Raw genomic sequence first — 15,043 nt, 5'->3', positions numbered from 1 at the left:
CCTTTTATTTTTTCATCTCAATGATATTGCAAATTAAATTGCAGCGTTCCATCCGCCTTTCCTCCGCGTGTTTTCTCTGCGGTTTGAATATAGGCCGCTTCTAACGGAATAACATAGTGTTGCGCTTGATTTAAACGGGAAATTTGTACCATTTGGTTGAGTTTAATCGGCTTCCCTTTGTGCTTAATTTGAATACCAAAGCCTTTCGCCGTTTCTTGATGATTCGGATTATTGAGTGCAATCGTTCCACCTATCCCACTTTCGTCAGCCGTTCCCATAAAGCGGATCTTTACGGGTGAAGATTCATCGCACTCAAGCTCAATTTTGAACCGTTTACGACTATTCACAAGCGTCACCCCCACCCCATTTGCGCCTGACTTTTCCACTTGACCAAACACAACATTGATCACCCGATTTTTCACTTCACATCCATTTGCAATCACATTAATCGGTGACAACCAAATTTTTGGCTCAACATTTCCAAACGCATCTTGAATAATAAACTTATTATTAAACACAATAAGCATTGCAGCGCTGGTCGATTGTAATAATTGAGTATTGACTCGAGGGCGAATTTTATAGAATGCTGCTTTCAAGGTAACATTGTAATTGCCCTTTGATTCGCTGCTTGGGCACAGTAAACGATTCGCCGGATTTCCATCGCGATTATTTTTACCATTCACATATCCCCTTGCTGAACACGGGCTATTAACTGAGCCGTGCAATGCAAAGCCGATACCTGATAGGCCAATTTCCTTAATGGCGCCAACCCCTGCTATCTGATAGTGATCATCAAATATACCAGGTAAATTAATTCCCACTCGCGTTGTCCCTGATTCATTCCACCACACCCATGGCGTATAGGTTCCCAGCTCTATCGTTGCAATATGTGAGTTGATGGGTGCACTTTTAGGGACATACAGCGTTTGAGATATCGGTACCGTGTAAGATGCAAATTCTGCTCGGTAGTCTGCGAAAAGTCTTGGTGAGAACAACAACATGATGGCGTAGATAACGCTGGAGATAGCAAACTGTTTCATAACACCCCTTATTGGCAAACCCCGTCAATAAATTGAATATTTTGATTGCTCACATCAATCTTAAGAGGTAATTGACACTGCTGTGTATACGCTTCTCCCCATTTAATTTGAACAATACTCTGTGCAGGAACCCCACTCAAATAGACTTCTCCATCATTCGCTACAATGCCCGATGAGACGATATGCTGCTGTGCGAGAATATTAACTTGGGTACCAAACCCGAGTAACCGATTATTTTTCTTGAGTTTTAATACCACTCGCCCACCACGCTTCGCTTTAAGATCCACCAAAATAATCGCACCGCTTGTGGGAACAACGGTCGCTGAGCTCAATTCCACATCATCATTACCCTTTAACGTCGAGGTATCTACACTCACTTTATTACGCTCATAGCGCGTTAACATAGGCACCACTGCATACCCTTGCCCATTAGTACGTAGTGAAGGCACGTTATTCACTTTCAAATTATTAATATCTTGAGTTTTAACTAGTCCAATAGCATCAGAAAACGCGCGTGAAGCGGTCATTCCATCTTGATGAAATAAAAGCGCTCCAGTCGCCTCAGCATGGGTAGCTTGATATTCAGAAGCATAATCCCAACCAGCACCAAATTCGCCGTAAGAGGTTACGTAATTACCACGAATACCATGACTGAATTGTTGATTTTTATGATGATATTGCTGAGTAATGTCATATTGCAATTGATTGGAATTGAAAGCTGAGCCATTCAAGCTAAATGTACTTATTCCCCCGGCATTGCCGCTCGAGTTGTAGCTATAAACACCCCAATAAGCCTTTTCTTTCCAACGAAATGGCATACTGCAATTAAAGGAAAATAATCTATCGACCCGATGAGGATTATTTTGCTCAGAATGGGAATAGGAAAAATTGTAATTAATAGATTGATATTGAGAGCCAAAACTGATTGTAAGGTTATTATCTGAACCTGACTGTCCCCAATATTTTTGTTGATACCCATTAATGTTTAAAGATCCCCATTTCCCTAGCGCTTGACTCAAAGCAATCTGTAACCGTTGCTTTTTTGATCTTCGGTCGATGTCTATGGCTTGAAAAAAAGTATGGTTTATATCTGGCTCTAACGCGTATTGAGCTGATAAATTCAGTCCCGTCGCTGTATTTTGAATATATTTGGTATATTGAAGACGGTAGGTTTGATCCGTCATCTTTGCATATTGCTGCCATTGTGCTTGTGAGTATGTCATATCCAATGAAATACCCCCTAGGTAACCTAAACTCACCCCTGATCCTAAAACATAGACTTGTTTATCTTCTGAGATAAAAGCGCCACCTAATAACGATAGATTGCCATAATTCGCTAAATTGATTGGCAGACCATAGATCCCAGAGAATTGAATAAAATAAGGTTTTTGTGTCCCTTTATCTTCTCGATATTTTCCAAGTTCAATGCTGTATTTTAATGAACCTTCCCTTTGCATGATGGGGGCATTCGAAAAAGGCTGGATAAATGTTCTTGTTGACCCATTTGCTTCGGCGACCATAACCTGTAAATCGCCACTGAACGACGTTGGATAAAGGTCATTCAATATAAATTCCCCAGCAGGTACCGACGTTTGATAAATAATCTGACCATTTTGACGAACAGTGACCACTGCATTAGTATTTGCAACCCCACTAACTACAGGAGCAAATCCACGGCGACTTTGCGGTAACATACTTTCTTCCGACATAAGCTTTATACCGTGATATTGAAAAGCACCCATAATCCCGTTATCAGACGCTGTTTCTCCAATAATTAAATGGCTTTTCAAATCACGAATATCCCGCTCTAAGAAAGTTTGCAAACTATGCAAAATAGCCTTTTCACTCGTGTCATTGTAATAACTGTGATTACGTAACCGCCAAGCCCCCCAATTAATCCCATTTCGTAGACCTACATAAATATTTCGCTGGCTGTTTGAGTTTCCCCACGCTCGGTTAAACCGTGCTGAATAGTTAATAAACATCCCGTTAATTCCATCGTCCCATTCAGTGACGTCAATATAGCCTCGGCTCGCCATTTCCATTGCAATTTGAGGAATGCTAATATCTAATCGATTTGAAAAGAAATCATGATGAATGTCACTACCATCAATTGAGCGCTTAATATCTAAGAATTTATCGGTTGAAGAGATTTCATTTTTTTGTAATAACATTGAGAGCTTAACACCCCAACTCATTAACTGTTCTTTTGTTATCTTAGGTTTCAGTTTTTTTTCTTCATTATCGTAAATAAATTCAAGCAACTCATCTGCAACTTTGTTTCCATTCACATAAATATTGACCTGATAACGACCAGGGAGTTGCCCTTCTGTTTTAGAAAGATAACTTAATAATGAAGAGTCAGATAGCTTATTCTCAATCCCTGTATTAATTGCATTGATGTCAAACATCTCACTTGCACTAGAAATTGATGCAAATCCAACTGATGAAAAAAATGTAATATTAATGAATTTCGTTTTTTTACTATAAAACCAATTTTTGATTAAGTGGTGTGTTTCCATACACTAGCTCTTGGTTATTTTCTTTTCCACAATAGCACCATAGTCATTAATAAATTCAACAGTAACTACATGCCCCTTATCTATCTTATCTTTAAAAATATAATCATCTACCCAAGGGTAAATCATTTTCATTCCTTTTATGGACTCCCCATTAATTAAAATGCTTTTAATTGATAAATGATATGGAGTTTTATTTTTTATTTTTATTCCATTATGCTCTTTTGTTAATATTATATTATCAAAATTTAATGGCTCAATATCGTTTGAGCGTAGGAAAAGTTTAAACTGAGAATTAATAATAATTTGCAATTCATTTTCAATACTCTCATCTTTAGGAGGTATTGATTTTATATTTAATAAAAATATTTTTTCTTGGTTAGATGAAAGTGGCTCGCCTAAATACGCAATTCTTGCTGCCCCATAACTACTCGGCTCAACACGGAATAAAGCTGGAGTTGCAATAAATGGCGCTTTAATATCCTCATTGAATCCGGTCACCCAACTTTGGATTAAGAAAGGTTTTTTTTCATTACTATTAAAAATAGGAATTGAAATTTCTCGTTTATTATCCATATAAACAAAACGAGTTCCACCTACGCTAATCCCACTAGCTGATGCTAAAGATACAAAACAGAAAAAAAATAAAATAGCTGAATAAATTATCTTCATAGACATGCCAACATAACGTAAATATGGGTGACAAGCGTCACCCAGCATATTATTGATATTGAATACTGTAAATTGCGCTACTATTTGCTTGCCCTGCTGTTGCAGCACCGGTTGCTTTAAACGCTGCAACATACTCCAACTCTCCCGAGTTTCCTGCTAAAACAACCTCTTTAGTATCTTTGTATAATTTTATCTGAGAAACTGCATTTTTTTCATACAATGCAATACCTACGTTTTTTGCTGCGCCATTGCCATGATGTAAAGCGAGAATATCTTGGTCCACCGCATCGCGATTTCCTGCGAAATTAACCGTCACTTTAGTATCAAGAGGGCAATCTACAAGTTTAATTGTGAAATTCGTTAACCCTGCCATTTCTCCAGCAGAAGATAAACTTTTGGTTGATATTCGGCCAAGATCAACATTTAAATTACGTGATTGACTATCTACGGTACAAGCTTGCTCCGTTATTTCTCCCGTAAAATTAATCACACCAGAAGCAAACACTGCCGGTGCGATCGTGATAGCCAAGCTCACTCCCAATAAATTTAGAGTTTTATTTAGAATATTCATGATATTTCCTATAAATAGAATGTATGTTTTAAAATTTACATTTCAAAAAGTAAATATGTTATATATTTACTTTTCGCCAGAAATATAGCATCCCCCTTCAATTAAGTTAATGAATGGTTATATTGATTTTTTTAAATTCAAATCAAAAATACTCATACACTTTACAGAATAAATTTAAAACCAAAATTAATTAGTTTGGAAATCATTAAATAGGTAATTTATGATCATATCATTTATTATGGGATTTTTATTTTTATACATATAAAATTGGTATTTAGAATTGCAAATATCATTCTCAATTTCTTTTAAGATGTTTTCCTCTATCAATTCATGAATAATATTCCTTGGAAACCAAGAGTAACCGACTGAATTTTTAGTTAATTTAATCGCTGTTTCAGTATTTGCAACCTTAACAGTTTGGTGGCTTCGCATCTTATCTTGAAAAATCGTAGACAAAACAATATGCGGTGTTTTTTCGAGTTTATGTCTAATCTTATCTTTGGTACATTGCTGCAAATAATGATTAGGCGCTGTAACAAGAACCGCGTCAATCTCTCCCAAAAAGATGGGATTTAATGAACCGATATAATGATGAAATATTAATAAATCAAACTCTTTATATGATAAGATATCTTCCCGATTCAGTAGTGTTTTGGTTAATTCAATATCATAATCTTTTCTACTTTTGATTAGGCTTCCAATCTTATTTAATAGGTCATCACTGCTATATAATGAATCTATTACTATCTTTATTTTATTATTTATCTTTTTATTTATTAATTTCGCGGCTATTTCTAATGCAATCGCTTTATTGGTCACTTCTCGTGATAATGCTAATAGTGCTTCACCTTGTGAAGTTAATACAGCTCGGCGTTTTTCCACTACAAAAATTTCAATATCTAATATTTGTTCTAGCTTACTAATAGTATAACTAATTGAAGATTGTGTTTTATGTAACACTTCAGCTGCTTGAGCGAACCCGCCATAATCGACAACAGCTTGCAAAGTTATCCATTGATCTAATGTTGTTTTCGTTTTATTCATAATGTTTCCAGCCCATAATCTTCCCTCACCTTCATCTCAGGAAGAATATAACAATGTATTTAGAATATCACTCCTACACTTTAGTGTTTTTAGCATTATTTTAAAGCCATCTTTTAAATTAAATTTATTCCATAATTATATATAATAAATATCTACCGCTCTTAAAAAACAAAAGCCACGGATAATGATTACCGTGGCTTTTTACTATACTAAAAAGATATCTAGCGATATAAATCCTTTCGCTGATAAGGCTCTATTTCACCTTCCTTGCGCGTTTTCAAGAGTTTGAGGATCCACGTATATTGCTCTGGATTAGGCTCAACTAAAAACTCTAACTCCTCATTCATTCGACGTGCAATATAGTTATCATCTTGCCCATCAATATCATCCATTGGTTCACGAACATAGATATGTAATTGATGATTAACGTGATCGTACACCGGAAATAACGGAACAATTTTCGCTTTACACACTTTCATCAATCGACCAATAGCGGGTAAAGTCGCTTTGTATGTGCCAAAGAAATCAACAAATTCACTGTGTTCTTCCCCATGATCTTGATCGGGTAGATAAAAACCCCAGTAACCTTGTCTGACCGATGCAATAAAAGGTTTAATTCCTGCTTCGCGGGAATGAAGGCGTCCACCAAAATGGTAACGCGCCTTGTTCCACAAATAATCTGCAACGGGATTTTTCTGGTGATGGAACATCGCCGCCATATTCTGCCCCATCGCAGCTAATAACATTGCAGGAGCATCGACAGCCCAGCCGTGAGGAACCATAAAAATCACATTGCTTTGCTGTTCCTGCAATTGGTCGATAATCTGTTTGTTATGCCACTGGGTGCGCGCTAATGTTCGCTCTGCACCACGTACACACAATTCAGCCAACATGACAAAAGACTGCGGTGCAGTTTCAAACATCCGATCAACCAACTCTTCTCTTTGTTGCTCTTCCATATCAGGAAAGCAATAGAGTAAGTTAATTTTAGCTCGGCGACGGGCGCTCTTCGCTAATCGTCCAACCCATTTACCTATTTTTGCCAGCATAGGATCACGAACTTTAACAGGGATATAGGCAAGCGCAACAAAGAGCCCTGCACCTAACCACACGCCCCAATATTTAGGTAATAAATAGGATTTATGAAACGTTGGCACATAGCCCTTTTTGCTGTCGGTATCTTGTTCTTTATTCATGTTATACCCAAGAAATCACGGCTATTTTGATAACCAAAAATGAATGTGTAAGAGCATTACAAAAAAAACTGGCAGACACAAGTATCTGCCAGTTATTGGATGAAGAAGCTGAAATGGTTATTTCAGTTTAAGCTGAGGTTTAGTCTCTTTGACCAGCTCTAAATATTCTTTACGTTCTTTACCTGTTAAACCACCTGAGCTTGGTAATTTCGCAGTTAGCGGGTTGACGGCTTGTTGGTTAACCCACATTTCAAAATGGAGATGTGGCCCTGTAGAACGTCCAGTATTACCTGATAACGCAATGCGATCACCACGCTTCACTTTTTGTCCTGGTTTCACCAGCAATTGACGTAAATGCATATAACGCGTCGTATATTGGCGACCATGGCGAATAGCAATAAAGTTTCCTGCCGCACCACTGTACTTCGCCACAATCACTTCACCATCACCAACCGCTAATACAGGGGTACCCACTGGCATTGAGAAGTCGACCCCTTTATGTGGTGCAACTCGCCCCGTTACCGGGTTAACACGACGCGGGTTAAAGTGTGATGAAACTCTGAACTGCTTAACCGTTGGAAAACGCAAGAAACCGCGTTCTAAACCATTACCTTCACTGTCATAGTAGCGTCCGTCTTCAGCACGGAAAGCGTAGTAATTTTTACCGCCAGACTGTAAACGTACGCCAACTAGTTGGCTCTGTTCATGAGTCCCATTGAGCATCTCGCGCCCCATTAAAACAGTAAACTTATCGCCTTTTTTCAGCTTATTAAAGTCCACCTGCCACTGTAATGCTTTGGTAACTTCACGACCTTCGGTACGAGTCAAACCGGCTTTCTTGGTGCTTTGAGCAAACGTGCCTTCGATAGAACCGGTCATCACGCTGTTTGTCCAATCACCTTTGCGGATCTCTTTCACTTCTTCAAATTTGTTGGTTGCCCCAACACGTTTGAAGATACGCGTTTCACGACGAGAAACATCCCACGTTAAGGATTCTAATTCGCCATCAGCATTCAGTGTCCAGCTAAGGGTTTGACCGATTTTTAAATTACGTAATGATTTATGTTGATTTGAAAGTGTCGCAACATCACCAGCTTCAATACCAAACTGGGTCAAAATAGACGATAAATTATCGCCACTTGAGACAACATATTCATGTGCGAGAGGTGTACCATCTGCATCTGATGCGTCAGTGTCGCTGTCTGCAACGCCTTCATCGGGTAACTGCTCACTACTATCTTGAATTAAATCATCGCCTTCTGCTTCAATCGCTGATTGAGCAAAAGGAATGACCGTATCAGGAGAACTGTCACTTTCATGCGTGGTAGGGATATGTACAGGCCGCCAAATCGCGACGGCCATGGTGGCGACAGTGAGCGTGCTCAACACAATTTTATGGGTCTTGGACAAGCCGTTAAATGCCTGCACAATACCACTTGCCATTTGCTGCACTTTAAACTATTCCTCTATGCTTAATTCAGGCAGCTTGCGTATTGTTCTGATAGTTGAGTCAGAAACTTCATGTAGCTATCTGGTCCAATTGCCAGCCCACTACCGAGTGGGTCGAGAGTACCCATTTTGACTCCCGTATTTTTCGCTACGCTTTCAATAACCGCAGGTCTGAATTGTGGCTCAGCAAAAACGCATTGCGCTTTATGCTCAACCAGTTGTGTTCGTATTTGATGCAATTTTTGGGCACCGGGCTGAATCTCAGGGTTTATCGTAAAATGCCCTAACGGAGCGAGCTGATAGTGTTTTTCAAAGTAGCCATAAGCATCGTGAAAAACAAAATACCCTTTATTTTGAGCCGGTTTTAAAATACTAGCAATTTTCTTATCGTTTTGCGCCATGTTTTCTTTGAATTTACGAAGGTTTACGTCCAGCTTATCTTTCTGAGCAGGATAAAGCTCTACTAAACGCGCGTAAATGTCATCGGCAGCCAAATTTGCAATATCTGGAGACAACCAGATGTGCATATTATACTCACCATGGTGATGATGTTCGTGATCCGCATCATGGTTAGGTTCATCGGCATGTTGATGGCTATCGTCCTCCTCATGGTTTTCAGCCATTAATAAGTCATGAATATTTTTCTGCTCAGCCAATGCCAGACGTTTATTCTGGTCTAATACATTGATTGGCTTCTCTAAAAACATTTCTAATTCAGGACCAACCCAAACAAATAAATCAGCCTGTTTTATCTTTTTTAAATCCGAAGGTTTCAGTGCATAATCATGTGGCGAAGCGCCATCAGGAAGTAAAACTTGTGTATCAGTGACACCATCAGCGATCCCCGCAGCAATGAAAGCTAAAGGTCGAATCGATGTGACGACATCGGCGTTGGCTAGTGGCAACATCGATGCAGTTAAAACTGAAGCTAACGTAGCTTTGCAGATGAATTTACGGGTAATAAGTTTCGATTTGTGTATCATGAACATTTTTCCGTGATCTTAAAATTGAAATGTTATAATATAACACAACTTGATTTCTGCAAGATGTTTTCATATGCAACCACTATTATCTTTAAATAAAATCTCTGTCTCATTTGGCGATAAACCCGTATTAAAGGATGTCACTTTTGCACTTAACAAAGGTGATATCGTGACGTTATTGGGGCCGAATGGTGCCGGTAAATCCACGATTGTTCGCGTGGTATTGGGGCTATTAGCGCCCACATCAGGCACTATCAATCGAGCCTCGTCACTCTCTATTGGTTATGTCCCACAAAAACTGCATTTAGATACCACCCTACCGCTAACCGTAAAGCGGTTTATGATGTTAAAGCAAGGTGTCCGCACGGCGCATTTATTACCCGCTCTCGAGCGAGTAAAAGCCACGCATCTTATTGACCAGCCAATGCAGAAACTCTCGGGTGGTGAAACCCAGCGCGTTCTGCTTGCGCGTGCATTACTCAATAAACCTGATTTGTTGGTTCTCGATGAGCCCGCCCAAGGCGTCGATATTAATGGTCAAGTTGCGTTGTATGACCTAATCAATCAATTAAGAACTGAACTCGGTTGCGCGGTTCTCATGGTCTCTCATGACCTGCATTTAGTTATGGCAAAAACAGACCAAGTTTTATGTATTAACGGGCATATTTGTTGCTCTGGTACCCCTGATGTTGTCTCTAATCACCCTGAATTTGTTGCTATGTTTGGCTATCGGGGCGCACAGCAACTGGGGGTTTACCGTCATCAACATAATCACCAACATGATTTAGAAGGTAATGTGATTACATCCCACCAACACAGCAAGGATTGCCATCATGATTGAGTTACTGTTACCTGGTTGGATTGCAGGTATGTTACTCGCGATTGCTGCCGGTCCCTTAGGTTCCTTTGTGGTTTGGCGCCGCATGTCCTATTTTGGGGACACCCTCGCCCACGCATCTTTGCTAGGTGTTGCCTTCGGTTTGCTGTTAAACATTAATCCCTTTTACGCCGTGATCGCCGTGACGTTATTATTGGCTCTGATCCTTGTGTGGCTGGAAAAACGTCCTCAACTCGCCGTCGATACATTACTCGGCATTATGGCTCACAGCTCTCTATCTTTAGGCCTTGTTGTCGTCAGCCTAATGGCGAATGTCCGCGTCGATCTGATGGCTTATCTATTTGGTGATTTGTTATCCGTAACATATGAAGACATTATAACGATTCTAATCGGTGTAGTTGTCGTTTGCGGGTTGCTTTTTTATCGATGGCGGGCGCTTTTATCGATGACAGTTAGCTCAGAGCTGGCTTTTGTGGATGGAATTAATCTCCAACGCTCTCGCTTATTGTTGATGATGGTCACGGCGTTAACCATCGGGATCGCAATGAAATTTGTTGGTGCGCTAATCATTACCTCTTTACTGATCATCCCCGCTGCTACCGCTCGACGTTTTGCAAAAACGCCAGAACAAATGGCGCTCACCGCCATTGGTATTGGCATGGTTTCCGTGACTGGCGGATTAACCCTATCCGCATTTTATGACACTCCGGCTGGCCCGTCCGTGGTACTAACTTCTGCCATTTTATTTATTCTAAGTTTGTGCGTAAAAACGAAAAACTAGTTGTATAAAAAGAATGCCTGAATAAAACCGTATCTGGATAAAAAACCTATAGAAAACCCGCTTTATGCGGGTTCTAATAAAATTCAATAATACGAATTATTCAACATTCTTTTTATCGTTATTCACGGGGGTTTCTACATCACCGACACTATCGTTTATAAATCCACCGACACAATCCATAAATTGATTAACTTTTAGTTTAAATCCTTCATCTGAGTATTTTGGATCATTTAATTTATTTTTTGGAACATTCACGTTTAAATCCCCATGAAATTTCTTGTTTAAGTCAATTTCACCCTCGATACTCACCCAATATGTTGATCCTTCAGGTAAATACCGAGAACAACTTTCAATAGTTTCCTTATTGGTGATAGCTTTGGTGTTTTTTGTGCAACCAGAAACAACAGTTGCAAATAAAAGTACTGTGAGCGCAAATGTGCAAGAAGCTTTATTCATGTGGGACTATCCTAATAGTCGAAAAAACACCATATGATAATAAAAATCATTATCAATGTCTGTATTTTTAAAACTCACTGCATATATTCTCAATACCATTTCATGGACTAAATAATGATAATTTCTCAATTTAGTAAAATATAGATACAAAAAAACCCAGTAATTGTGGCTAAATTACTGGGTTCATTTCATTTGAAATACGTATGATATTATTTAAATCATACGTATCTATATATCAATCAAGCGTTTAAAATCTAGACTTCTTTCGGCGTTAACCCGAAATGAGAATAAGCATGGGCTGTTGCCATACGCCCTCTTGGTGTTCGCTGAATAAACCCTTGCTGGATAAGATAAGGCTCTAGCACATCTTCGATGGTCTCGCGCTCTTCTCCAATCGCAGCGGCAAGGTTATCAACCCCCACTGGTCCGCCCATAAACTTATCGATGATTGCCACCAGCAGTTTACGGTCAAGATAGTCAAAACCCGCCACATCCACATTCAACATATCCAGCGCTTGGCTCGCAATCAACTCATCAATACTGCCATTGCCTTTTACTTGGGCAAAGTCACGCACACGGCGTAATAAACGGTTAGTGATCCGTGGTGTTCCTCGTGAACGCATCGCGACCTGCAATGCCCCTTCTTCGGTGATATCCAGCCCCATATACTGAGCGCTACGCTTCACGATATGTTGCAAATCATCAACTTGGTAAAATTCTAAGCGCTGTACGATCCCAAAGCGGTCACGCAGTGGCGACGTTAAAGAGCCAGCCCGCGTAGTGGCGCCAATTAACGTGAATGGCGGTAAATCGATTTTGATGGAACGTGCCGCAGGACCTTCACCAATCATAATATCTAATTGATAGTCTTCCATGGCAGGATACAAAATCTCTTCGACTACGGGTGAAAGGCGATGGATTTCATCAATAAACAGGACATCATGAGGCTCAAGGTTAGTCAGCATCGCTGCCAAATCCCCTGCCTTTTCTAGGACAGGCCCTGAGGTTGTCCGTAAATTAACCCCAAGTTCGTTGGCGACAATACCCGCTAATGTGGTTTTTCCTAACCCTGGTGGTCCAAAAATTAACAGATGATCAAGCGCATCCCCCCGCATTTTGGCTGCCTGAATAAATATTTCCATTTGATGCTTAACTTGCGGTTGCCCAATATACTCATCCAGTAATTTAGGGCGGATCGCGCGATCAATGGCTTCTTCTTCAGAATGCAGCACTTCAGCGGTAATTAGGCGATCAGCTTCAATCATCGTAATAATCTCTCAATTAAAGTGCTGCGCGTAAGGCATCACGGATCAGGGTTTCAGAATCGCTATCAGGTTTCGCGACTTTACTCACCATACGGCTGGCTTCTTGCGGCTTATATCCCAAAGCAATCAAGGCAGCAGCGGCTTCGGCTTCGATATCTGCTTGGCTTGGTCCTTGGCTCTTCACGCTTGGTAAATTAATATCGCTCACTGGGTTGAAAAGATCCCCATTCAAGCCTTTGAAACGGTCTTTCATTTCGACCACTAAACGCTCGGCAGTTTTCTTACCAATACCTGGCAATTTCACCAGAGAGGAAATCGCTTCTTGCTCGATGGCAGACACAAATTGTTGAGCCGACATGCCAGATAAAATTGCGAGTGCCAGTTTAGGACCCACGCCATTGACTTTAATCAGCTCTTTAAATAGTGCACGCTCTTGTTTGTCATTGAAACCATACAGTAATTGAGCGTCTTCTCGCACAACAAAGTGGGTGAAAACAATCGCTTCTTGACCAATTTCAGGTAATTCATAGAAACAAGTCATTGGCATATGAACTTCATAGCCAACACCTTGTAGCTCAAGTAACACAATGGGTGGTTGCTTTTCTAATACGATGCCACGTAAACGACCTATCACACTGAACCCCTTAAATTTGATTAGCGTTTTAAATTTTGACTCTGCTGTTTATACCACAAAAAATGCTGGATGCATATCCAGTCTTCATCTTAATCTTCCACGGGTCAACACTAAACGCGGATCGCCGACTTTCAGCAGGTTTTGATTAAAATGGCAATGTGTGATGGCAATCGCCAGCGCATCCGCAGCATCCGCTTGGGGGCTAGCCGATAATTTTAGGATAGATTTCACCATATGTTGAACTTGGCTTTTTTCTGCAGCTCCCGTTCCCACAACAGTTTGCTTGACTTGGCGAGCCGCATATTCAAAAACGGGAATATTTTGGTTTGCTGCCGCGACAATCGCCACACCACGCGCTTGCCCCAGTTTCAGAGCCGAGTCCGCATTCTTCGCCATAAACACTTGTTCGATAGATAAAACATCAGGTTGGTACTGGGTGATAATTTCCGAGACTCCCGCATAAATACGCTGCAGACGGCTTGGTAAATCATCAACTTGAGTACGAATACACCCACTTCCAAGATAGAGTAGTTGCCTACCTTGTTGGCGAATAACACCGTATCCTGTGATCCGTGAACCAGGGTCGATACCTAGAATAATCGCCATATAAAACCTATAGTTGCCCTTTATTAATTTTCATATCATCTTATTCCCATCTAATGACAGCCACAATGGCAACAAGGAAATATCACCGTTTCCACCGGAATTTCAGTGTAAGTAGCATTCCTACCATCATAAATATAGCAAATAAAAGAGAAGGTGAAGATGGGAGGCGTTAGAGAAAACAGGCTGGACACAGCCCGCTTTCTCTACGCAGACATCGTCTTAATTACAGTTGCTCAGCAACTTCATCAGAGATATCACCGTTATGATAAACTTCCTGTACGTCGTCTGAATCTTCTAACATATCAATCAGACGCAGTAATTTAGGGGCAGTTTCAACATCAAGTTCGGCTTTAGTGGATGGAACCATAGAAACTTCAGCGTTTTCGCTAGTAAAACCAGCGGCATCCAGCGCATCTTTCACTTCACCAAACGTTTCTGGTGTAGTGTAAACGTCAATCGCGCCATCATCGTAAGTTTCAACGTCGTCGGCACCCGCTTCCAATGCAGCTTCCATCAGAGCATCTTCGTCCACGCCCGGTGCGTAAGTGATCACGCCACGTTTGGTGAACAGATAAGATACAGAACCATCAGTCCCTAAGTTACCGCCCGTTTTCGTAAACGCGTGGCGAACTTCAGAGACGGTACGGTTACGGTTGTCACTTAGACATTCAACCATAACCGCTGTGCCGCCAGGACCGTAACCTTCATAAATGATGGTTTCCATATTATCGTTATCATCATTACCCACACCACGCGCAATCGCACGGTTTAATGTGTCGCGAGTCATGTTGTTTGATAATGCTTTATCCACAGCAGCACGCAAACGTGGGTTAGTTGCGACATCGCCGCCGCCTAAACGCGCTGCAGTGACCAGCTCACGAATAATTTTAGTGAAAATCTTACCGCGTTTTGCGTCTTGCGCCGCTTTACGGTGTTTGGTGTTGGCCCATTTACTATGACCTGCCATGAAATATCTCCAAAAACGTCAA

The 15,043-nt window shown here is 40.6% G+C and carries 15 protein-coding genes; 2 read left to right on the top strand and 13 right to left on the bottom strand.

The genetic code is table 11. The features are described 5' to 3' along the window. Positions 1–17: 17 nt before the first annotated feature. The 8 genes from ACIH2S_RS08970 to znuA form a co-directional block, all read right to left on the bottom strand. A complete protein-coding gene (locus tag ACIH2S_RS08970; RefSeq protein ID WP_108478185.1) occupies positions 18–1,040 on the bottom strand; it encodes a fimbrial protein in 1,023 nt (340 codons plus the stop codon). An 8-nt stretch (positions 1,041–1,048) separates the two neighbouring features. Beyond that, positions 1,049–3,451, bottom strand: coding sequence for a fimbria/pilus outer membrane usher protein (locus ACIH2S_RS08965; RefSeq protein WP_430248508.1), 2,403 nt, complete (start codon positions 3,449–3,451; stop codon positions 1,049–1,051). 114 nt (positions 3,452–3,565) lie between these two features. Then, positions 3,566–4,363 (bottom strand): fimbrial biogenesis chaperone, encoded by a 798-nt coding sequence (locus tag ACIH2S_RS08960; RefSeq protein WP_080675595.1) that lies wholly within the window; start codon positions 4,361–4,363, stop codon positions 3,566–3,568. Beyond that, on the bottom strand, positions 4,281–4,802 hold the full coding sequence (locus ACIH2S_RS08955; RefSeq protein WP_349487797.1) for a fimbrial protein: 522 nt from the start codon (positions 4,800–4,802) through the stop codon (positions 4,281–4,283). Before ACIH2S_RS08955 ends, ACIH2S_RS08960 begins: the two co-directional genes overlap by 83 nt. A gap of 186 nt (positions 4,803–4,988) precedes the next feature. Further along, a complete protein-coding gene (locus ACIH2S_RS08950) occupies positions 4,989–5,846 on the bottom strand; it encodes a LysR family transcriptional regulator (RefSeq protein WP_430248507.1) in 858 nt (285 codons plus the stop codon). 221 nt (positions 5,847–6,067) lie between these two features. Beyond that, positions 6,068–7,042 (bottom strand): lauroyl-Kdo(2)-lipid IV(A) myristoyltransferase, encoded by a 975-nt coding sequence (gene lpxM, locus ACIH2S_RS08945; RefSeq protein ID WP_036948261.1) that lies wholly within the window; start codon positions 7,040–7,042, stop codon positions 6,068–6,070. A 117-nt stretch (positions 7,043–7,159) separates the two neighbouring features. Next, positions 7,160–8,494, bottom strand: coding sequence for a murein DD-endopeptidase MepM (gene mepM / locus ACIH2S_RS08940; RefSeq protein WP_036948263.1), 1,335 nt, complete (start codon positions 8,492–8,494; stop codon positions 7,160–7,162). Positions 8,495–8,514: 20 nt separating this feature from the next. Beyond that, positions 8,515–9,474, bottom strand: a complete 960-nt coding sequence (gene znuA / locus ACIH2S_RS08935) for a zinc ABC transporter substrate-binding protein ZnuA (protein WP_036948265.1) — start codon at positions 9,472–9,474, stop codon at positions 8,515–8,517. A gap of 73 nt (positions 9,475–9,547) precedes the next feature. Here znuA and znuC point away from each other — a divergent pair, with 73 nt between their 5' ends. Continuing rightward, a complete protein-coding gene (znuC, locus tag ACIH2S_RS08930) occupies positions 9,548–10,315 on the top strand; it encodes a zinc ABC transporter ATP-binding protein ZnuC (protein WP_108478188.1) in 768 nt (255 codons plus the stop codon). Then, positions 10,308–11,093, top strand: a complete 786-nt coding sequence (znuB, locus tag ACIH2S_RS08925) for a zinc ABC transporter permease subunit ZnuB (protein ID WP_036948270.1) — start codon at positions 10,308–10,310, stop codon at positions 11,091–11,093. The genes znuC and znuB overlap by 8 nt, the downstream gene beginning before the upstream one ends. Positions 11,094–11,189: 96 nt before the next feature. Here znuB and ACIH2S_RS08920 read toward each other — a convergent pair whose 3' ends face one another. The 5 genes from ACIH2S_RS08920 to ACIH2S_RS08900 all read right to left on the bottom strand — a co-directional run bounded on the left by ACIH2S_RS08920 (position 11,190) and on the right by ACIH2S_RS08900 (position 15,021). Next, positions 11,190–11,549, bottom strand: coding sequence for a hypothetical protein (locus ACIH2S_RS08920; protein ID WP_108478189.1), 360 nt, complete (start codon positions 11,547–11,549; stop codon positions 11,190–11,192). 254 nt (positions 11,550–11,803) lie between these two features. Further along, complete coding sequence (ruvB, locus tag ACIH2S_RS08915; protein ID WP_108478190.1) at positions 11,804–12,814, bottom strand: Holliday junction branch migration DNA helicase RuvB; 1,011 nt, start codon at positions 12,812–12,814, stop codon at positions 11,804–11,806. Positions 12,815–12,830: 16 nt separating this feature from the next. Further along, positions 12,831–13,448, bottom strand: coding sequence for a Holliday junction branch migration protein RuvA (gene ruvA / locus ACIH2S_RS08910; protein ID WP_036948277.1), 618 nt, complete (start codon positions 13,446–13,448; stop codon positions 12,831–12,833). A gap of 84 nt (positions 13,449–13,532) precedes the next feature. Next, a complete protein-coding gene (ruvC, locus tag ACIH2S_RS08905) occupies positions 13,533–14,054 on the bottom strand; it encodes a crossover junction endodeoxyribonuclease RuvC (protein WP_036948281.1) in 522 nt (173 codons plus the stop codon). A gap of 223 nt (positions 14,055–14,277) precedes the next feature. Beyond that, positions 14,278–15,021: a YebC/PmpR family DNA-binding transcriptional regulator gene (locus tag ACIH2S_RS08900; protein WP_036948283.1), complete on the bottom strand. Its 744-nt coding sequence runs from the start codon at positions 15,019–15,021 to the stop codon at positions 14,278–14,280. Positions 15,022–15,043 lie beyond the last annotated feature (22 nt).

The sequence above is a fragment of the Providencia lanzhouensis genome (assembly GCF_050469745.1).
Lineage (GTDB): Bacteria > Pseudomonadota > Gammaproteobacteria > Enterobacterales > Enterobacteriaceae > Providencia > Providencia lanzhouensis.
The sequence above is the reverse complement of the archived record's forward strand: the minus strand, read 5'-3'. Positions and strand labels throughout refer to the sequence as shown.

What these genes read in the sequence shown, in the direction of transcription:
- znuA (WP_036948265.1), bottom strand. Translation starts at nt 9,474, where the DNA reads ATGATACACAAATCGAAACTTATTACCCGTAAATTCATCTGCAAAGCT.
- znuB (WP_036948270.1), top strand. Translation starts at nt 10,308, where the DNA reads ATGATTGAGTTACTGTTACCTGGTTGGATTGCAGGTATGTTACTCGCG.
- lpxM (WP_036948261.1), bottom strand. Translation starts at nt 7,042, where the DNA reads ATGAATAAAGAACAAGATACCGACAGCAAAAAGGGCTATGTGCCAACG.
- ACIH2S_RS08970 (WP_108478185.1), bottom strand. Translation starts at nt 1,040, where the DNA reads ATGAAACAGTTTGCTATCTCCAGCGTTATCTACGCCATCATGTTGTTG.
- ACIH2S_RS08920 (WP_108478189.1), bottom strand. Translation starts at nt 11,549, where the DNA reads ATGAATAAAGCTTCTTGCACATTTGCGCTCACAGTACTTTTATTTGCA.
- ACIH2S_RS08955 (WP_349487797.1), bottom strand. Translation starts at nt 4,802, where the DNA reads ATGAATATTCTAAATAAAACTCTAAATTTATTGGGAGTGAGCTTGGCT.
- ACIH2S_RS08900 (WP_036948283.1), bottom strand. Translation starts at nt 15,021, where the DNA reads ATGGCAGGTCATAGTAAATGGGCCAACACCAAACACCGTAAAGCGGCG.
- ACIH2S_RS08960 (WP_080675595.1), bottom strand. Translation starts at nt 4,363, where the DNA reads ATGTTGCAGCGTTTAAAGCAACCGGTGCTGCAACAGCAGGGCAAGCAA.
- ACIH2S_RS08965 (WP_430248508.1), bottom strand. Translation starts at nt 3,451, where the DNA reads ATGTTTGACATCAATGCAATTAATACAGGGATTGAGAATAAGCTATCT.
- znuC (WP_108478188.1), top strand. Translation starts at nt 9,548, where the DNA reads ATGCAACCACTATTATCTTTAAATAAAATCTCTGTCTCATTTGGCGAT.
- ruvC (WP_036948281.1), bottom strand. Translation starts at nt 14,054, where the DNA reads ATGGCGATTATTCTAGGTATCGACCCTGGTTCACGGATCACAGGATAC.
- ACIH2S_RS08950 (WP_430248507.1), bottom strand. Translation starts at nt 5,846, where the DNA reads ATGAATAAAACGAAAACAACATTAGATCAATGGATAACTTTGCAAGCT.
- ruvB (WP_108478190.1), bottom strand. Translation starts at nt 12,814, where the DNA reads ATGATTGAAGCTGATCGCCTAATTACCGCTGAAGTGCTGCATTCTGAA.